The organism is Micrococcus sp. 116 (genome assembly GCF_902506395.1).
Taxonomy (GTDB): Bacteria; Actinomycetota; Actinomycetes; order Actinomycetales; family Micrococcaceae; genus Micrococcus; species Micrococcus luteus.
Genome location: NZ_LR732370.1, coordinates 1856576 through 1874191, shown reverse-complemented (window position 1 = coordinate 1874191; position 17616 = coordinate 1856576). Strand labels below are relative to the sequence as shown.

The following is a 17616-nucleotide window of genomic DNA, read 5'->3' as shown; positions in this document are numbered from 1 at the left end:
CCGCCCGATGCGGGGTGCGCACCGGACGGCCCCTGATCCGTCAGTCGAGGAGGTCAGCCGAGCGGGGTGTCCTTGTCGCCCAGGTTCCAGTCCTCCACCGGGCCGAGGTTCTCCCCGTCCGGCCCGTAGCGGTAGAAGCCCTGGCCGTCGGCCACGCCGCTGTGGCCCTCGGCGATGCTCTTCTCGAGCAGCTCAGCGAAGCCGAGCTGCCAGTCGACGCCCGTGTTGCGGGAGACGTTGGCGGCCACGTGGAAGCCCACGATGTCATAGGTCTGGAACGGGCCGCGCTCGTTGCCGGTGGCCACGCGCCACGTGCGGTCGATGTCCGCCGGGTTGCCCACTCCGTGCATGTACAGCTTGGAGCCGGCCTGCAGCCACGGGATGAGCAGGGAGTTGAGGAAGTAGCCCGGGATCTCCTTGCGCACGTGCACGGGGACCATGCCGGTCTCCTCGGCGAACTGCAGGGCTCCCGCGACGGCCTCCGGCGAGGTCGCGGCGGTGCCCATGACCTCGGCGGTGTTCTGCGCCCAGATGCGGTTGGCGTAGTGCAGGGCCAGGAAGCGCTCCGGATGGCCGCTGGCGTCGGCGAAGTCCGAGGGCAGCAGGGAGGAGGTGTTCGTGGCGAACAGGGTCGTGGCGGGGGCGAGCTCGCCCACCTGGGCCCACACCTTGCGCTTGAGCTCCAGGTTCTCCGGTACGGCCTCGACCACGATGTCCGCATCCGCCAGGGCCTCGCCGAGGTCCGAGGTCGGCGTGATGCGGGCGATGGCCTCGTCGAAGCGCTGCGGGTCGTAGCCCTCCCCGAGGTCTGCTTCGTAGCCCTGGCGGATCCACGCCCAGCGGCGCTCGATCCCCTCGAGGGCGGCGGGGACGGCGTCGTAGGCCATCACCTTCTTGCCGTGGTACGCCGCCTGCATGATGATCTGCGAACCCAGCACACCGGTGCCCAGCACGGTGACCTGCTCGAAACGGGTGAACTCGGACATGTGTGTCGACCTTCTTCTCTCGCGGTCCGAATGGGACGTACAGGTGAACGTCCCGGGCACGCTCCTTGTTCCCGGGGACGACGACGGGCCGCCCGGCGCGCAGCGGGCGCACGGGACGGCCCGTCGAAGCAGGGGGGCTCAGCCCTGGGAGGTCTCGGACGGGGCCATCGGCCAGGTCTTGGCCACGAGCGTCAGCACGTCGTACTGGGCGCAGAGCTCGTCCTTCTGGTTGTGGATCCGGCAGTCCCAGGCCACCTCGCCGTACTCGTCGCTCACGCGCGGGGTGATGCGCTTGGCCGTCAGGGTCACGCGGATGGCGTCGTCGTAGGTCACCGGCGTGATGAAGCGCAGGTTCTCCAGGCCGTAGTTGGCCAGCACCGGGCCCGGATCCGGGGCCACGAACAGCCCCGCGGCCCACGAGACCAGCAGGTAGCCGTGGGCCACCCGGCGCGGGAAGAACGGGTTGGCCATGGCGGCCTCCTCGTCCGTGTGGGCGTAGAACCTGTCCCCGGTCTCCTCCGCGAAGGCGGTGATGTCCTCCAGGGTGACGGTGCGCAGGCCGGAGGCGAACTGGTCGCCCACCGTCAGCTCGGCCAGGGACTTGTAGAACGGGTGCACGGCCGTGCCGGCCTCCACGTCCTCGCGCGTCACCGTGTGGGCCGCGGCGCCCTGATGCCACACGCCGGTGATGGCCGTGAGCATGTCCGGGGAGCCCTGGATCGCCGTGCGCTGCATGTAGTGCTTCACGGCGCGGACCCCGCCGAGCTCCTCGCCGCCGCCGGCGCGGCCGGGGCCGCCGTGGATCAGCACCGGCACGGGGGCGCCGTGACCGGTGGTGGTCGTGGCGGTCTGGCGGTTCAGGACGTGCACGCGGCCGTGGTGGGCGCCGATCCCGGCGGCGAACGCGCGGGCGGTCTCACCGTCGTTCGTGGCGACCGTGGCCACGAGCGAACCCGACCCCAGGGCGGCCAGGGCCACGGCGTCGGCCACGTCCGTGTAGCCGATCACCGAGGTGACCGGGCCGAACGCCTCGACGCTGTGCACCTCGGGGGTGCGCGCGTCCTCGAAGGTGAGCACCGTGGGGGCGAAGAACGCGCCGGACTCGGCGTCGGCGTCGCCGGTCGAGCCCTCGGGGCCGCCGAGGCGGACCTGACCGCCGGCGTCGACCAGGCGCTGCACCGCGCCGCGGACCTCGCCCTGCTGCTCCTTCGAGGCCAGGGCGCCCATGGTGGTGCCCTCGACGCGCGGGTCGCCCAGGACGACCTTCGCGGCCAGGCGCTCGGTGAGGGCGGCGGTCACGGCCTCGACGCGGTCCTGCGGGACGATCACCCGGCGGATGGCCGTGCACTTCTGGCCGGCCTTGACCGTCATCTCCTGGAAGACGGCCTTCACGAACGCCTCGAACTCGGGGGACTCCGGGTCCGCGTCCGGGCCGAGGATGGCGGCGTTGAGGGAGTCGGTCTCCGCGGTGAAGCGGACGCCGCCCTCCTGCACGTTCGGGTGCTTCTTCAGCGTGGCCGCGGTGGCGGCGGAGCCGGTGAACGCGACGTGGTCGCGGTAGTCCAGGTGGTCCAGCAGGTCGCGGGCGGAGCCGGAGATCAGCTGGATCGAGCCCTCGGGCAGCACGCCGGACTCGAGCATCAGCTCGACGCACTTCTGCGTGACGTAGCCGGTGGGGGTGGCCGGCTTGACCACGGTCGGCACGCCGGCGACGAAGGCCGGGGCGAACTTCTCCAGCATGCCCCACACAGGGAAGTTGAACGCGTTGATCTGCACGGCCACGCCCGGGATGCGCTGGTAGATGTGCTCGCCGATGAAGGAGCCGTCGCGGGAGAGGGGCTCCACGTCGCCGTCGATGATCACGGTGGAGTTCGGTAGCTCGCGGCGGCCCTTGCCGGAGAACGTGAAGAGGGTGCCGATGCCGCCGTCGACGTCGAAGGCGTGGTCGCGCTGCGTGGCGCCGGTGGCGAAGGAGACGTCGTAGAGCTCCTGGACGCGGGAGTTCAGAAAGAGCGCGAGCTCCTTGAGCTTGAGGGCGCGCTCGTGGATGGTCAGCGCGCCCAGGGCCTGCTGGCCGACGGTGCGGGCGTGCTCGATGGCGGCGGCCGTGTCGAGGCCGTCGGTGGAGACGCCGGTCAGGCGCGCGCCGGTGTTCGCGTCCGTCACATCGGTGACCTTGGACGGGTGCGACGGCGTCCACCAGCTGCCGGCGACGTAGCTGGGGAGGATCTCCGGGAGGGAGGGGGCGGTGACGGTCACGGGGTCTCCTGGTGTCGGGGGTGACGCCGTCGTCGTGGGGAGGGGTGGGGTGGGGTCTGGCGGCGACCCGTGGCGCCAAAGCCCGCAGACACGCCGCTATGGCCAGGACGTGGCGGCGTGTCTGCGGGCCTCGGCGGGGCGTCGTCCACAGATCCCGGCGGACGACGACGGCGGCCCGCCCGGATCGGGCACGCTCGGCCCATGCCCCGCTCGCCCGCGCCCCTGCCTCCGATGCGCTGCGGACTGGACGGCCTCCTCCGCGCTCCGACCGTGTTCTCGACCCCGGCCGCGCGCGAGGCGGGCGTGAGTGCGGCCCGGCTGCGGCGCGGGGACGTGGTCTCCCTCGGCTGGGGGCTCTGGGGCCTGCGCGGCGTCGCACCGGACCCCATGGATCATGTGCGGGCACTGCAGGATCTGCACCCCGAGGGCGTGTTCAGCCACGTCACGGCCGCCCGGGTGCTCGGCCTGTGGTTGACCGGGCCGCTCGCCGCCGACCGGTCCGTGCACATCGCGACCCCGCGCGGCCACGGCACCGCGTCGAGCCGGGCCGGGATCCGCTCACACCGCCTCCGCGCCGACGCACCGGTGCGGATCGTGGACGGGGTGCGTGTGACCGCACCGGGGTGGACCTTCGTGGACCTCGCCGCGCACGCCGGGCCGCTCGAGCATCTCGTCGCGCTGGGGGACAGCATGGTTCGGACCGCCCCGACGGAGGCCCGCCGCCGTCGGCTGCCTCCCGGGGTGACGGACGTGGCCGAGCTGCGCGCCGCCGTCGAGGAACGCGGTCGGGTGCGCGGGATCCGTGCGGCCCGGGAGGCGCTGGAGCTCGTGCGTCCCGGGGCCGACTCGCCGCAGGAGAGCCGGCTGCGGGTGCGGCTCGTCCTGGACGGCGTCCCCGAGCCCGCGGTGAACCCGTGCATCCGCCTCGCCACGGGACAGCGGCTCCGCGTCGATCTGGTGTGGGCGGAGGCCAAGGTGGCCGTCGAGTACGACGGCGATCAGCACCGCACGGATCGCCGGCAGTGGCGTGAGGACCGCGAGCGGGACGCGGCCCTGCGCGCGGAGGGGTGGGAGGTGATCCGGGTGACCGCCGACGTGTTCCTGCCGGGGCACTGGGAGCTCTTCGTGCGGCAGCTGCGGGGCCTGGTGGCCGCGCGGACGATGCCGGGCCGAGTGCCGCCGTCGTGGATCTGACCTGTCGAGGCCCGCAGACGCGCCGCTACGGCCTGGCGGTAACGGCGTGTCTGCGGGCCTCGGCGAGAGGGGCGGGAGCCTCGGGCCGGCGTCGGCCCCTGCCCCTCGTCTCCGGACCGGCGTAGAATCGAGCACCGGTCCTCTCGGACCCGACCCACCCCCTCATCCGGAGAGTTCTGCCGCATGCTGCGCACCATGTTCCACGCCAAGATCCACCGGGCCACCGTGACCCAGGCGGACCTGCACTACGTGGGCTCCGTGACCGTGGACCAGGACCTGCTGGACGCCGCGGACATCCTCCCCGGCGAGCTCGTGTCCATCGTGGACGTCACCAACGGCGCGCGACTGGAGACCTACACCATCGCGGGCGAACGGGGCTCCGGCGTGCTCGGCATCAACGGCGCCGCCGCCCACCTGGTGCATCCGGGGGACATCGTCATCCTCATCGCCTACGGGCAGATGGACGACGACGAGGCTCGCAACTTCCAGCCCAAGGTCGTCCACGTGGACGCGGACAACAGGATCGTGGAGCTCGGCGTCGACCCCGCCGACGGCCTCCTCGACGGCCTCTCCCGCCCGCCGCTGTCCCGCGAGTGGGACGAGGCCCAGGCCGAGCTCTGAGCCGGCCGGGGCGCCGGGCCGTCATGGACGAGACGTTCGAGCGGGATCAGCGGTCGGCACGGCCTTCGCCCCGAGCGCCCGACGCGCGGAGCGCATCGCGGCCGCGTGGCTGAGGCCCATCGCGGCGCGGGCGCCCGGCACGCGGGACACAGCGCGCATCCACGGCGAGGTCAGCACCACCTCCTGCTCCCACGCCACGACGCAGCGCGGCGCGTGTCCGGCCGGGGCGCCGTCGTCGTGGACGGTGACCCGCACGGTGCCCGTCAGGTCCCCGCTCAGGCGCGCGACCAGAAGGCCGCGGGCACGGTCGTCGATGAGACGCTCCATCGTCAGACGCACCGGCACGAACCCCCGCAGCCGGACGGCGGCGCGGTCGGGGCCCAGGCGACGGGCGCGCGGGACGGCCGGCCACCAGCGTGGGTAGCCGGCCGGGTCGGCGAGCAGGGCCAGCACGGACCGGGCGTCCGCGGGGACGGCCCAGCGGTGGGTGAAGCGGAAGGGGCGGTCGACCGACATCAGGCCCGGCCGAAGGTCTCGGGGTCCACGGGGCGCCGGGTGCGGGGGAGCCTCGCCACGACCAGCAGGTACGACTCCGTGACGAGGTCCCGGACGAGCTGCTCGTCGAGGTCCGGGTGCGTGGCCAGGCTGAGCCAGTGCCGCTTGTCCGTGTGATAGCCGGGCGTGATCGCCGCGGGCAGGGCCGCGCGCAGCTGGGCGCCGTCCTCCGGGCGGGCCTTGACGTTCACGAGGCGGCGCCCGTCGTGGTCGATGAACACCACGAACAGCTTCCCCTGCACCTTCACGACCTCGGTGTCCGGGCCGAAGGGGTGCGACGCGGCGCTGCCCGGCAGCTCGAGGGCGCGGTCGCGGGCGATGCGCAGCAGCGTGGGCTCGTCCATGCCCGCCACGTTAGCCGCGCCCGCCCCGCCCCGCACTTTCGAACGTGATATCGGGGGAATGGGCGCTTTCGAACGGGAGATAGGCCCTATCTCCCGTTCGAAAGCGCCTGCCCCGGGGGCTCAGCGGTAGTCGAAGAAGCCCTTGCCGGACTTCCGGCCGAGCTCGCCGCGGGCCACCATGTCTCGCATGAGCTGCGGCGGGGCGAAGCGCTCACCCAGCTGGGACTCGAGGTACTCCGCGATGCCCAGGCGCACGTCCAGGCCCACGATGTCGGTCAGGGCCAGCGGGCCGACCGGGAACTTGTATCCGAGCACCATGGCGGCGTCGATGTCCTCGGGGGAGGCCACGCCCTCCTCGACCATGCGGATGGCCTCGAGCGCGATCGCCACGCCCAGGCGCGACGAGGCGAAGCCCGGGGCGTCCTTGACGACGACGGGGGTCTTGCCGAGCCCGCGGACCCACTCGGTGGACAGGGCCTGGAGCTCCGCACCGGTCTGCTCGCCGATCACGACCTCCACGAGCTTCGAGGCGGGCACCGGGTTGAAGTAGTGCAGGCCGCAGAAGCGCTCGGGACGCTGCAGGTGCGAGGCGATCTCGTCGATGGACAGGGAGGAGGTGTTGCTGGCCAGCCAGGCGTCCTCGCGCAGGTGGGCCTCGACGTCGGTGAGCGCCTCGATCTTCACCTGCATGTCCTCGAACACGGCCTCGACCACGAGGTCGCAGCGGGCGAAGTCGGCGCGGTCCACGGTGACGGTCAGGCGCTGCGCCCACTCGTCCAGGTCGCCGTCGATCTTGCCGCGGTCCAGGGAGGCGGCCAGGTCGGCCTCGATGCGCTCCCTGGCGGCCTCGGCCGACCGCGGGTCGCGCTCGACGACGACCACCTCGGACGAGCCGGAGACGAGGAACGCGTGGGCGATGCCGCCACCCATCCGGCCGCCGCCGAGGACGCCGACGACGGCGGGCACGGAGGACGGCGCGGCATCAGGGGTGTGCTGCTGATCGGTCATGTCAGTCCTCACTTCTTCTTGCGGTCGAGGAACGCCTGCATGCGCTCGAACTTGGCCTCGGACTCGAACAGGATGGCCTGCGCGATCTCGTCCACGTGGGGGTGGGCCTCGCGGGGGAGGTGGAAGACGCGCTTGGACAGCCGCACCGCCAGCGGGTCCTGCTGCGCGATGCGGTCGGCGAGGGCGTCGGCGGCGTCGAGGAGGGCCTCCGGCTCGTGCAGCTCGGTGACGAGCTTGAGCTCGAGGGCCTCCTGCGCGTCCAGGATCCGTCCGGCGAGCAGCAGCTCGAGGGCCACCGGCTCGCCCACCAGCTCCTTGAGCCGCCACTGGGCGCCCGCAGCGGCGGTGATCCCCAGACTCGTCTCGGGCTGGCCCATCTTCAGCGCCGGGGTGGCGATGCGGAAGTCGGCCGCGTAGGCCAGTTCCGCGCCGCCGCCGAGGGCGAAGCCGTCGATCGCTGCGATCACGGGCATGGGCAGCCGGTGGATGCGGTCGAAGACCTGCGAGTTCACGCCGCGCAGGGCGTCGTCGCGGCGGCGCTCGCGCAGCTGTCCGATGTCCGCGCCGGAGGCGAAGATGCCGGAGAACGTCCCCGGCTCGCACTTCGACTCCACCTGCGTGCCCGAGATGATCAGGATCTTCGGCTCGCGTTCGAGGTGGGCGCAGAGCTCGTGGAACTCGTCGACCATGGTCTGGTCGATCGCGTTGCGCACGCCCGGGCGGTCCATGCGCGCGTGGACGCGGTCCTCGCGCTCCTCGACGTGCAGCGCCGAGAAGTGGCTGAAGTCGGTCATCTGCTCAGACCCTCTCGACGAGCATCGCGGAGCCCTGGCCCACGCCCACGCACATCGTGGCCAGGCCCCTGTCCGCGCCCTCGCGCTCCATCCGACCGAGCAGCGTGACCACGAGACGCGACCCCGAGGAGCCCAGCGGATGGCCCAGGGCGATCGCGCCGCCGTCGGCGTTGACGGTCTCCGGGTCCAGGCCGAGGCGCCGCATCGAGGCCAGGGACTGGGTGGCGAAGGCCTCGTTGAGCTCGACGGCGCCCAGGTCCGCCACGGACCAGCCGGAGCGCGCGAGGGCCTTCTCGGTGGCCGGGACGGGGCCCAGGCCCATGATCTCGGGGGCCAGGCCCGCCGAGGTGAACTCCACGACGCGGGCGCGCGGGGTCAGGCCGTACTTCTGCGCGGCCCGCTCGGAGACGACGAGGATCGCCGAGGCGCCGTCGTTGAGGGAGGAGGAGTTGCCGGCGGTGACCACGCCGTCCTTCTTGATGATCGGGCGCAGGCCGGCGAGCACCTCGGGGGTGGAGCCGGGACGGGGGCCCTCGTCCGTGTCCACGATCGTCTCGGCGCCCTTGCGGCCCGTGACGACGACGGGCACGATCTCGTCCGCGAAGCGGCCGGCCTCGATGGCGGCCAGCGCACGCTCGTGCGAGCGGGCGGCGAAGGCGTCGGCGTTCTCGCGGGTGATGCCGTCCACCTCGCCGACCTCCTCGGCGGTCTCCGGCATGGAGAAGGTGAACTTCTCCCCGAACTCGCCGTCCGCGAAGCGCGGGTTCACGAAGCGCCAGCCGATCGCGGTGTCGAAGGCCGCGCCGGGCTTGGCGAACGCCGTCGTCGGCTTCTCCATCACCCAGGGGGCGCGGGACATCGACTCCACGCCTCCGGCCACGACGACGTCGGCCATCCCGGAGCGCACCATCGCGGTGGCGATGCCGATCGCGGACATGCCCGAGGCGCAGAGGCGGTTCACGGTGATGCCCGGGACGGTGTCCGGGAAGCCGGCCAGCAGCCAGGCCATGCGGGCGACGTTGCGGTTCTCCTCGCCGGCGCCGTTGGCGTTGCCGAGGATGACGTCGTCCACGACCGACGGGTCGATGCCGGCGTCCTCGATCACGGCCTTGATGGTCAGGGCGGCGAGGTCGTCGGGGCGGACGGAGGAGAGGGCGCCGCCGTACTTGCCGACGGGCGTGCGGCGACCGCCGACGAGCAGGGCCTGGGACTGTGCGGACATGGAGACTCCTTGAGTGACCGACGACGAGGCGGGCGCGGCGAATTACCGACCGTGCGTTCAGGTTCAGTATCCCGGGCCGGACCGGGCCGCGCACCGCACGACGACGGCGCGCCCTTCCGGAGGAGGACGCGCCGTCGTCGTGGGGTGGGGACGGGCGAAGCCCGTCAGGCGGCCCGGATCAGGCCGGGACCACCGGGTGGGAGCGGGTGGCGACGACCTGCTCGTCGTGCAGCTCGCGGTCCTGGATGCCCTTGGGGACGAACAGGACGGCGATGAGCGAGATCGCGGAGATCACGATGATGTACCAGGCCACGTTCTCCCAGCCGGTCTTCACGAGCTGGTCGGCGAGCAGCGGGGCGAAGGCGCCGCCGATGATGGTGCCGAGCGCGTAGCCGATGGAGACGCCGGAGAAGCGGACGCGGGCCGGGAACATCTCGGCGTACATCGCCGACTGCGGACCGTAGGACGGACCCAGGCCGAGGGTCAGGACGAACAGGCCCAGCGAGAACAGCGGCAGAGACGCGGTGTTCAGCAGCCCGAACAGCGGGAAGGCCCAGACGATCAGGAACCCGTAGCCGAGGACGAAGGTCAGCTTGCGGCCGATCTTGTCCGAGACCCAGCCGCCGAGCAGGGTGAAGATGAACCAGCCGACGCCGCCGACGAGGCTCGCGATGAGCACCTCGGAGGAGGTCATGCCCAGGCCCTTCGGACCGCCGTACTTCGAGAACCACGCGATGAGCAGGTAGCCGACGCCATTGTTCGCGGCGAAGATCACGGCGGCGAGGATGACCTCCTTGGTGTGGTGCCGGAAGAGCTCGCCCAGCGGGGCGGACTCGTCCACCTTGAGCTGCTGCATCTCCTTGAAGACCGGGGACTCCTCGACGGCCTTGCGGATCAGGTAGCCGACGACGATGAGCACCACGGAGATCAGGAACGGGATGCGCCAGCCCCAGGTGAGGAACTGCTCCTCGGACATGGTGGAGCGCACGATGAACAGCACACCGGTGGCCAGGATCATGCCCAGCGGCACGCCGATCTGCGGGGCGGAGCCGAACAGGCCGCGCTTGCCGTGGGGGGCGTGCTCCACGGACAGTAGCGCCGCGCCGCCCCACTCGCCGCCGGCGGACAGGCCCTGCAGCAGGCGCAGCACGACGAGCAGGATCGGGGCCCACACACCGATCTGGGCGTAGGTGGGCAGCAGGCCGATGAGGGTGGTGGCCAGGCCCATGCCGATCAGCGTGAGGGAAAGGACGAACTTGCGGCCGAAGCGGTCGCCGAGGTGGCCGGCGACGATCGCGCCGAGCGGGCGGATGAGGAAGGAGATGCCGAGGGTGGCCCACGCGGCGATCTGGGAGCCGCTCTCGCCCATCGGCTGGAAGAAGAGGGCGGCGAAGACGAGTGCGGTGGCCTGGGCGAAGATGAAGAAGTCGTACCACTCGATGGTGGTGCCGACGACGGTGCCGGCGATGACCTTGCGCTCCTCGCGGCGATCGCGCGCGGGGGCGGTCGCCGCGGGGGATGCGACGGTGTGGCTCATGGGTGCTCCTGGGATGCGGTGCGGCGGCCGACCGTGAGACGGCGGCGGGACGGTGTGGCACCCGACCGATCGGTCGGGAAGTGACACCCGTCACCGCATACGATCCCATGTGACTTACGCCACGATCCAGGCTGATGACGGGAATGTGACGCGGCGTAGCCGGGACGACGACGGCGCCGCGCCCCTCGTGCGAAGGGTGCGGCGCCGTCGTCGGTGGCGGGGTGCGGCGGCTCAGCCGCGGCCGGTGAACTCCGGCTTCCGCTTCTCCTGGAAGGCATGGAAGCCCTCGGCGTAGTCGGCGGTGCCGCAGAGCTCGCCCTGGGCGATGTTCTCCGCGTCGAGGGACTCCCACAGGCCCACGCGCCGGTCGCGGACCTGGGCCACGAGCTCCTTCGACGCGCGGAACGCGAGGGTCGCGCCGGAGGCCACCTGGGCGACCTTCGCACGGGTGAACTCGAGCAGCTCGTCCGCGGGCAGGGCCCGGGAGAACAGCCCGGCCTGGACGGCCTCGACGCCCGAGAGGAGCTCGGCCGTGTAGATCAGGTCCAGGGTGCGGTGCGCGCCCAGGCGCTCGGTGAACAGCCAGTGGCCGCCGGCGTCCAGGGTGGCCCCGAGGTTCGCGAACGGCGAGCCGATCTTCGCGTCCTCGGCCACGTACACCACGTCCGTGGCGATCGCGAGGCCCAGGCCCACACCCAGGCAGGCGCCCTGCACCGCCGCGAAGGTGGGGACCGGGATCGCGGACATGGCCCGCAGCACCGGGGTGACCTTGTCCCGCAGGTAGGCGGTGGCGTCGTCCTCGGCCGGGACCACGGCGGAGATGTCGCGGCCCGCGCAGAAGCCGCGGCCCTCGCCGCGCAGCAGCACGGCCCGGACCTCGCCGGACTCGACGCCGGCGGCGGCCCGCTCGTAGGCGGCCTGGAGTTCGGCCAGCGCGGCCTCGTCCAGGGCGTTCATCCTCTGGGGGGCGTCCAGCACGATCTCGGCGACGCCGTTCTCGACGGTGATCTCGATCATCGGGGGCTCCTTCGGTCTCGTGGGCGGGCGCTCAGGCGTCGAAGTCCAGCGTGATCGAGTCGGAGGTCGGGCGGGTCTGGCACGTGAGCACGTAGCCCTTCTCCACCTCGTCCTTCTCGAGCGCATAGTTCTCGTCCATCTCGTACGCGCCGTCGACGACCTTGGCGCGGCAGGTGCCGCACACGCCGCCGGCGCACGCGAAGGGCACGTCCGAGCGGACGCGCAGCGCCGCGTTGAGGACGGTCTCGTGGGCGGACTTGGGGGACTCGACCTTGGCGGTGAGGCCGTCGAGGTTGAACTCGATGGTCACGTTGTCGCCCTTCGGGTCCACCTCGACGACACGTCCGGAGTGGCCCTGCGGGTTCTCCGGACGGCCGGTGGTGAACAGCTCGAAGCGCACGTCGTCCTCGGACACGCCGCGGGCGGCGAGCGTCTCACGCGTGAGCTGCACGAGCTCGAACGGGCCGCAGAGGAACCACTCGTCGGTGCCCTCCACGTCGATCACGCGGTCCAGGAGGGTGGTGAGCTTGTCCTCGTCGATGCGGCCGGAGAGCAGCGGGGACACGCGCTGCTCGCGGGAGAGCACGTGGTGCACCGTGAACCGGGCCGGGTACTTGTCCTTGAGGTCGCCGATCTCCTCGGCGAACATCACGTCCATGGCGGAGCGGTTCGCGTAGACCAGGTCGAAGCGCGAGGTCTCGGAGGCCGCGAGCACGGCCTTGGCGATCGCCATGATCGGGGTGATGCCCGAGCCGGCCGCGAACGCCACCAGGTGCGTGTCCTTCTTCTCCGCGACCTTCTCCGCCGCCACCTTCTGGGCGTCGTTGAGAGAGGTGACGTGCGTGCGGGACGTGAACGCGCCCTGCGGGTTCATCACGTCGATCTTCTCGCCGACCTCGAGGCTCTCGTTGGCCCACGTGGAGAACTTGCCGCCGATGTCCTTCTTCACGGCCACGCGGATCTCGCCGCGCTTCGGGACGGCGCAGATCGAGTAGGAGCGGCGCACCTCGGCGCCGTCGAGCTCCTTGCGCAGGGCCACGTACTGGCCCGGCACGTAGTCGTAGTCGTCGGCGAGCTCCTCGGGCACCGCGAAGGTGATCTCCACGGAGTCGTCGGTCAGGCGGCGCAGCTCGGACACCTCGAGGGTGTTGAACGTGGCGCGGCGCTTGCCGGTGGTGGGGACGTCGGTGGTCTCGGTCATCAGTGCACCTTGAAGTAGTCGAAGGGCTCGAGGCACTCCCGGCAGGTGTAGAGGGCCTTGCAGGAGGTGGAGCCGAAGCGGGTGATCTCGCGGGTGTTCAGGGAGTGGCAGCGCGGGCACTTCACGGCCATGCCGATCCTGACCGGGCCGTCCGTGGTGCGCGCGACGGGCGGGGCGATGCCGTACTCGTTGAGCTTGGCCTTGCCCTCGTCCGTCATCCAGTCCGTGGTCCACGCCGGCTGGAGCACCAGGCGCACCTCGGCGTCGGGGAACCCGGCGCGCTCGAGCGCGCGGCTGACGTCCGTGGTGATGGTGTCCATGGCGGGACAGCCGGAATAGGTGGGCGTGATGACGACGACGGCCCTCTCGCCATCGGCCCGTGCCTCCCGGAGGATCCCGAGGTCCGCGATGGACAGCACGGGGATCTCCGGGTCGTGCACGGTGGAGGCCGCATCCCAGACCCGCGCGTCGGCGGGATCGGCGGGGCGCAGCTCGCTGGCGGTGGTCACCAGGTCGCTCCCGGGTGACGGCGCGCCAGGGACTGCATCTCCGCGAGGATGTACCCGCGGTACTCGCTCATGGCACCGGAACGGTCGCCGCCGCGGGCGGTGCCCGTCGTCGGGACGGTCAGGCCGGCCTCCTCGATGGCCGCGCGGATGCGGGTCATCGTGGGCTCCTCGAGCGAGGACGGCAGCACGGCGACGCCCTGCTCGGCGAGGGCGCGGACGACGTCGTCGTCGTGGAAGAGCTCGGCCACGTAGGGCCACAGCTCGTCCAGGCCGCGCTGCATGCGGCGCTTCGACTCCTCGGTGCCCAGGCCCAGGCGCTGCAGCCACAGGGCGGCGTGGTCCTGGTGGTACAGGACCTCCTTGAGGGCCTTGTCCGCGATGGCGGCGAGCGTGGAGTCCGTGGACTCGCGCAGGCGGGTGTACAGCTCGTACGAGTAGAAGGAGTAGTACAGCTGGCGGGCGATCGTCTTGGCGAAGTCGCCGTTCTCGGCCTCCACGAGGCGGACGGAGCGGAACTCCTCCTCGTCGCGGAAGTACGCGAGCTCGTCCTCGGTCTTGCCCCACGCGGTGCCGGCGTAGGAGAGGAGGAAGCGGGCGTGGCCCACGAGGTCCAGGGCGATGTTGCCCAGGGCGATGTCCTCCTCGAGCTCCGGGGCGCGGGAGATCCACCAGGACAGGCGCTGGCCGAGCATCAGGGCGTCGTCGCCGAGGGCGAGGGCGTAGCGGGCGACGTCGTCGCTCGCCTTCTGCTCGCCCGCCGCGATCTCCTCGGCGGTGATGGCCACGCCCGCGGAGTGCCTCGTGGCGGAGTCGTTGGTCGCGAAGCTCACAGGTGCGGCACCCCCTCGGACTGCTGGTAGTAGGTGGCGTGACGGTAGGACTTGCCCTGCGCGGACTCGAAGAAGCCGCCCTTGGAGTCCGGGTCTGAGGCCGCGATGGCCTCGGCCGGGACGACCCACACGGAGGTGCCCTCGTTGCGGCGGGTGTACAGGTCACGCGCGTTGCGCAGCGCCAGGGTGGCGTCCGGGGCGTGCAGCGAGCCGGCGTGCACGTGGGAGAGGCCGCGGTTGGCGCGGACGAAGACCTCCCACAGGGGCCAGGCGTGGGAGGCGGCGGTGGTCTCGCTCATGGGTCAGGCTCCGATCAGGTGGGTCTCGGCCGGCGCGTTCTGCTCGGCCTGGCGGCGGGCGTAGGCGGCGGCGGCCTCGCGGACCCAGGCGCCCTCCTCGTGGGCCTGGATGCGGCGGGCCATGCGCTGGGTGTTCATGGGGCCGTTGCCCTTGATCACGGACATGAACTCGTCCCAGTCCAGCTCGCCGAAGTCGTAGTGGCCGCGCTCCTCGTTCCACTTCAGGTCCGGGTCCGGCAGGGTGAGGCCGAGGGCCTCGGCCTGCGGGACGATCATGTCCACGAAGCGCTGGCGAAGGTCGTCGTTGGAGAAGCGCTTGACCTTCCACGCCATGGACTGGCGGGAGTTGGGGGAGTCCTCGTCCGGCGGGCCGAACATCTGCAGGGCCGGGCCGTAGAAGCGGTCCACGGCGTCCTGGGCCATCTGCTTCTGCTCCGGGGTGCCGTGCGAGAGCTCGTAGAGGATCTCCCAGCCCTGGCGCTGGTGGAACGACTCCTCCTTGCAGATGCGCACCATCGCGCGGCCGTACGGGCCGTAGGAGGCGCGGCACAGCGGCACCTGGTTGCAGATCGCGGCGCCGTCGACGAGCCAGCCGATCGCGCCCATGTCCGCCCAGGTGCGGGCCGGGTAGTTGAAGATCGAGGAGTACTTCGCGCGGCCGGAGAGCAGCTGCGCGTTCAGCTCGTCCCGCGGGGTGCCGAGGGTCTCGGCGGCGGAGTACAGGTACAGGCCGTGGCCGGCCTCGTCCTGGACCTTGGCCATGAGGATCGCCTTGCGCTTCAGGGAGGGGGCTCGGGTGATCCAGTTGGCCTCCGGCTGCATGCCGATGATCTCGGAGTGCGCGTGCTGGGAGACCTGGCGGGTCAGGGACCTGCGGTACGCCTCGGGCATCCAGTCGCGGGGCTCGATGCGTGAGTCCTCCGCGATCAGGCGATCGAAGTTCTCCTGGCCGGCCGCATCCTCGGGGGACGGGACGGAGGCCAGGTGCTGGGGGGAGCTGGTCTGCGTCATGGGGATCACCTCACGCTGAGTGCGGGCTGGTTCCGTGGTCAGGGCGCACCGGGGCGCATCGAATTACTGACCGCTCGTTCAGAATAGGCCAGGGTGTGACCTCGGTCAACACGCCGAAGCCGGCGCGACCCGGGTGCGACGCGGCCGCCGGGACGGTGCGAGAGGGTTGGCTCCTGCACAGGCGTCCCGACGGCGTCCCCCATCCCCGGATCGCCCCTCGCCGCAGTCGCGGGGCCCGGGCCCTCCCTACGGTGGCCGCATGTCACCCCTCATCGGACCTCAGCAGATCGCCACGGCCCTGCGGGCCGTCGGACTCGACGACGACGCCGCCCGCCTGGTCGCGTGGGCCGACCCCGCCCGGCGCGAGCGGGAGGCCGCCGAGCAGGCCCTCGCCGACCTCGCCGTGGCCCAGACGCAGCTGCGCACGGCGCTGGGCGGGCTGGTCAGCGCCGCCACGGACGTGCGCTCGGCGCTGCACACGGCATGGCGCGGCGAGGCCGCCGGCGCCTATGGGGAGGCCGTGCGGCGGGCGGCGACCCTGGCGGCGGGGCTCGAACGGGAGGCCGGGGAGTGGCTCGCCCTGCGGGCCACCGCCGAGCGGGAGGCGGAGGACGCACGCCGAGACGCCGAGGCCCGGGAGTGGGCGGCCGAGGAGACGGCGCTGGCCGTCCTGCGCTCGTTGGCGGTGGCGGCGTGACCGGCGGGCGGGGTGCCGGCCCGGGGGCGGTGGCCTTCAGCACGCACGGCGGACCGGGCTCGATCTACGCGGAGGCCGAGGAGATGCGCGTCGTGGCCGGGCGGCACGAGCACGCCGCCGACGAGGCGGCCGGAGCCTCGTGGCAGGTCGACGCGGCCGCCTTCGGGCTGGGCCGGTCGGCCACGTGGCTCGCCTCCGCCGCCCTGCTGCAGGACCGACTGGCGGAGGCGGTCGGTCGGGTGCGGAACCTGTCGGAGCAGTGCGCCGAGCTGCACCGTGACCTGCTCTCCGCGGCGGCCCGCTACGAGGAGGCCGAGCGCGCGGCGGCCGGCATCATGGCCGCCGAGGACGCCTCCCTGGGGGAACTGCCGGCGCTGCTCTGGCGGGACGGCCATGACGGCCTCACCACCCGCGAGGCGGAGCGGCTCGTGCAGGACGTCGTCCAGGCGGTGCCCGAGGCCATCGTGGCCGCCATGCTCGCGGCCGCCGGGTTCCCCTTGCTCGCGGCCCTGGCACGGATCGACGTGAAGATGCTGACGAGGGCGCAGAAGCGCGTGCTGAAGCGGCCCGTCTCCTCCGCCGCGAAGAAGGGGACGGATGCCGCGTCGGACCTCACCGAGGCGCTGCGGGTCTCCCCGGACGAGGCATGGACCGTGACGGCGGACGCCCTGACCCTCGCCGGCGCGGCGCCCCGGGGCGCGGTGACCCCGCACGGGGCGCCGCAGGACCGGCCGACGGCGCCCGCCCTGCTGGACGGCTCGGCCACGGGGCTGGCCTCGCTCATCCCGCGCGCGGAGGGGGACGGAGACCTCACGGTCACGGAGGTGGTGCGAGAGAACGGGAGTCGGGCCTGGGTGGTGGGCCTGCCGGGCACCCGCGGCGGCCTGATCCCGGATCCCGAGTCGACCGACCCGTGGGACGCCGGCGGACTGTTGGACGCCCTCGGCTCCGAGTCCGAGGTCACGGCCCCGGCGGTGCGGGCGGCGCTCGAGGCGGCCGGCGTCCCGCACGGCGCACCGCTCGTCCTGGCCGGCTACTCCCAGGGCGGGGTGCACGCCGTCAACCTGGCCGGTCGTGAGGACTTCACGTCCGTGTATCCGGTGGCCGGCGTCATGACGATCGCGGCGCCGTCGGGCAACGCGGTGGAGACCGGGCGGACCGCGGTGCTGGAGTTCTCCTCGGACGGGGACCTGGCCGTCGCCGCGGACGGGGCGCCCACCCCCGTCTCGTCGCGCCGGGCCGAGGTGGTCTTCCACCCGGCCGGCCACGGATGGGATGCGCCCGGGGGTGGCTTCCGAACCGCCTCTCCGCTGGCGGTCGAGGACGACCTGGGCGTCGCCCACGACTTCGACGCCCAGGTGGACCTGATCCGGCAGTTCGAGGCCGCCGAGCCCGCGTCCCGGGCGGAGGTCGCCGGGCTCTCCGCCGCGTTGGCCGGGCTGACCGCCGGCACCGTGGCCTCGAGCCGGGCGGTGCGCCTGCGCCGCACGCCGCCCGAGCGGGGCCACCTGCCCCCGGGATCCCGGTGAGCG

Annotated in this window: 18 protein-coding genes; 4 read left to right on the top strand and 14 right to left on the bottom strand. The window is 72.6% G+C overall.

Translation table 11 applies throughout. From position 1 onward, the window contains the following. Positions 1-53: 53 nt before the first annotated feature. Both CITRIK5_RS08685 and paaZ read right to left on the bottom strand, forming a co-directional pair. On the bottom strand, positions 54-986 hold the full coding sequence (locus tag CITRIK5_RS08685) for a 3-hydroxyacyl-CoA dehydrogenase (RefSeq protein ID WP_061866831.1): 933 nt from the start codon (positions 984-986) through the stop codon (positions 54-56). Positions 987-1124: 138 nt separating this feature from the next. Beyond that, positions 1125-3245 (bottom strand): phenylacetic acid degradation bifunctional protein PaaZ, encoded by a 2121-nt coding sequence (gene paaZ, locus CITRIK5_RS08680; protein WP_095353733.1) that lies wholly within the window; start codon positions 3243-3245, stop codon positions 1125-1127. Between the two features lie 201 nt (positions 3246-3446). Between paaZ and CITRIK5_RS08675 the strand changes: the two genes are divergently transcribed. Then, positions 3447-4439 (top strand): DUF559 domain-containing protein, encoded by a 993-nt coding sequence (locus tag CITRIK5_RS08675; RefSeq protein WP_095353734.1) that lies wholly within the window; start codon positions 3447-3449, stop codon positions 4437-4439. A gap of 183 nt (positions 4440-4622) precedes the next feature. Further along, complete coding sequence (gene panD, locus CITRIK5_RS08670) at positions 4623-5060, top strand: aspartate 1-decarboxylase (RefSeq protein ID WP_119217749.1); 438 nt, start codon at positions 4623-4625, stop codon at positions 5058-5060. Between the two features lie 21 nt (positions 5061-5081). Here panD and CITRIK5_RS08665 read toward each other — a convergent pair whose 3' ends face one another. From CITRIK5_RS08665 to paaA, 12 genes are all read right to left on the bottom strand, one after another. Further along, positions 5082-5576 carry an SRPBCC family protein gene (locus tag CITRIK5_RS08665; protein ID WP_119217750.1) on the bottom strand — a complete coding sequence of 165 codons (495 nt, stop codon included), beginning with the start codon at positions 5574-5576 and terminating at the stop codon, positions 5082-5084. Next, positions 5576-5959, bottom strand: a complete 384-nt coding sequence (locus CITRIK5_RS08660) for an MmcQ/YjbR family DNA-binding protein (protein ID WP_119217751.1) — start codon at positions 5957-5959, stop codon at positions 5576-5578. The genes CITRIK5_RS08665 and CITRIK5_RS08660 overlap by 1 nt, the downstream gene beginning before the upstream one ends. A gap of 120 nt (positions 5960-6079) precedes the next feature. Then, positions 6080-6967, bottom strand: a complete 888-nt coding sequence (locus tag CITRIK5_RS08655; protein WP_123244484.1) for a 3-hydroxyacyl-CoA dehydrogenase family protein — start codon at positions 6965-6967, stop codon at positions 6080-6082. A gap of 8 nt (positions 6968-6975) precedes the next feature. Beyond that, a complete protein-coding gene (locus CITRIK5_RS08650) occupies positions 6976-7761 on the bottom strand; it encodes an enoyl-CoA hydratase/isomerase family protein (RefSeq protein ID WP_060973844.1) in 786 nt (261 codons plus the stop codon). A gap of 4 nt (positions 7762-7765) precedes the next feature. Further along, complete coding sequence (locus tag CITRIK5_RS08645) at positions 7766-8983, bottom strand: thiolase family protein (protein WP_060973845.1); 1218 nt, start codon at positions 8981-8983, stop codon at positions 7766-7768. Positions 8984-9161: 178 nt separating this feature from the next. Next, a complete protein-coding gene (locus CITRIK5_RS08640; RefSeq protein ID WP_061866837.1) occupies positions 9162-10520 on the bottom strand; it encodes an MFS transporter in 1359 nt (452 codons plus the stop codon). 231 nt (positions 10521-10751) lie between these two features. Next, entirely contained in the window at positions 10752-11537 is a 786-nt protein-coding gene (locus CITRIK5_RS08635; RefSeq protein WP_159833542.1) for an enoyl-CoA hydratase/isomerase family protein, read from the bottom strand. Between the two features lie 31 nt (positions 11538-11568). Then, complete coding sequence (paaE, locus tag CITRIK5_RS08630) at positions 11569-12738, bottom strand: 1,2-phenylacetyl-CoA epoxidase subunit PaaE (RefSeq protein WP_061866839.1); 1170 nt, start codon at positions 12736-12738, stop codon at positions 11569-11571. Next, the gene (gene paaD / locus CITRIK5_RS08625) at positions 12738-13247 is read right to left on the bottom strand and encodes a 1,2-phenylacetyl-CoA epoxidase subunit PaaD (protein ID WP_061866840.1); all 510 of its coding nucleotides are present in this window, start codon (positions 13245-13247) and stop codon (positions 12738-12740) included. The genes paaE and paaD overlap by 1 nt, the downstream gene beginning before the upstream one ends. After that, entirely contained in the window at positions 13244-14077 is an 834-nt protein-coding gene (gene paaC / locus CITRIK5_RS08620) for a 1,2-phenylacetyl-CoA epoxidase subunit PaaC (protein ID WP_095347245.1), read from the bottom strand. The genes paaD and paaC overlap by 4 nt, the downstream gene beginning before the upstream one ends. Then, entirely contained in the window at positions 14074-14376 is a 303-nt protein-coding gene (gene paaB / locus CITRIK5_RS08615) for a 1,2-phenylacetyl-CoA epoxidase subunit PaaB (protein ID WP_020624884.1), read from the bottom strand. Before paaB ends, paaC begins: the two co-directional genes overlap by 4 nt. A gap of 3 nt (positions 14377-14379) precedes the next feature. After that, positions 14380-15387: a 1,2-phenylacetyl-CoA epoxidase subunit PaaA gene (paaA, locus tag CITRIK5_RS08610; RefSeq protein WP_144859535.1), complete on the bottom strand. Its 1008-nt coding sequence runs from the start codon at positions 15385-15387 to the stop codon at positions 14380-14382. Between the two features lie 259 nt (positions 15388-15646). On the opposite strand from paaA, the gene CITRIK5_RS08605 reads away from it, so the two are divergent. Together CITRIK5_RS08605 and CITRIK5_RS08600 are read left to right on the top strand one after the other, a co-directional pair. Continuing rightward, a complete protein-coding gene (locus CITRIK5_RS08605) occupies positions 15647-16084 on the top strand; it encodes a hypothetical protein (protein ID WP_159833540.1) in 438 nt (145 codons plus the stop codon). After that, a complete protein-coding gene (locus CITRIK5_RS08600) occupies positions 16081-17613 on the top strand; it encodes a hypothetical protein (protein ID WP_159833538.1) in 1533 nt (510 codons plus the stop codon). The genes CITRIK5_RS08605 and CITRIK5_RS08600 overlap by 4 nt, the downstream gene beginning before the upstream one ends. Positions 17614-17616: the final 3 nt, after the last annotated feature.

What these genes read in the sequence shown, in the direction of transcription:
- CITRIK5_RS08635 (WP_159833542.1), bottom strand. Translation starts at nt 11,537, where the DNA reads ATGATCGAGATCACCGTCGAGAACGGCGTCGCCGAGATCGTGCTGGAC.
- CITRIK5_RS08645 (WP_060973845.1), bottom strand. Translation starts at nt 8,983, where the DNA reads ATGTCCGCACAGTCCCAGGCCCTGCTCGTCGGCGGTCGCCGCACGCCC.
- CITRIK5_RS08665 (WP_119217750.1), bottom strand. Translation starts at nt 5,576, where the DNA reads ATGTCGGTCGACCGCCCCTTCCGCTTCACCCACCGCTGGGCCGTCCCC.
- CITRIK5_RS08660 (WP_119217751.1), bottom strand. Translation starts at nt 5,959, where the DNA reads ATGGACGAGCCCACGCTGCTGCGCATCGCCCGCGACCGCGCCCTCGAG.
- paaB (WP_020624884.1), bottom strand. Translation starts at nt 14,376, where the DNA reads ATGAGCGAGACCACCGCCGCCTCCCACGCCTGGCCCCTGTGGGAGGTC.
- CITRIK5_RS08675 (WP_095353734.1), top strand. Translation starts at nt 3,447, where the DNA reads ATGCCCCGCTCGCCCGCGCCCCTGCCTCCGATGCGCTGCGGACTGGAC.
- paaA (WP_144859535.1), bottom strand. Translation starts at nt 15,387, where the DNA reads ATGACGCAGACCAGCTCCCCCCAGCACCTGGCCTCCGTCCCGTCCCCC.
- panD (WP_119217749.1), top strand. Translation starts at nt 4,623, where the DNA reads ATGCTGCGCACCATGTTCCACGCCAAGATCCACCGGGCCACCGTGACC.
- CITRIK5_RS08650 (WP_060973844.1), bottom strand. Translation starts at nt 7,761, where the DNA reads ATGACCGACTTCAGCCACTTCTCGGCGCTGCACGTCGAGGAGCGCGAG.
- CITRIK5_RS08605 (WP_159833540.1), top strand. Translation starts at nt 15,647, where the DNA reads ATGTCACCCCTCATCGGACCTCAGCAGATCGCCACGGCCCTGCGGGCC.
- CITRIK5_RS08685 (WP_061866831.1), bottom strand. Translation starts at nt 986, where the DNA reads ATGTCCGAGTTCACCCGTTTCGAGCAGGTCACCGTGCTGGGCACCGGT.
- CITRIK5_RS08640 (WP_061866837.1), bottom strand. Translation starts at nt 10,520, where the DNA reads ATGAGCCACACCGTCGCATCCCCCGCGGCGACCGCCCCCGCGCGCGAT.
- paaE (WP_061866839.1), bottom strand. Translation starts at nt 12,738, where the DNA reads ATGACCGAGACCACCGACGTCCCCACCACCGGCAAGCGCCGCGCCACG.
- CITRIK5_RS08655 (WP_123244484.1), bottom strand. Translation starts at nt 6,967, where the DNA reads ATGACCGATCAGCAGCACACCCCTGATGCCGCGCCGTCCTCCGTGCCC.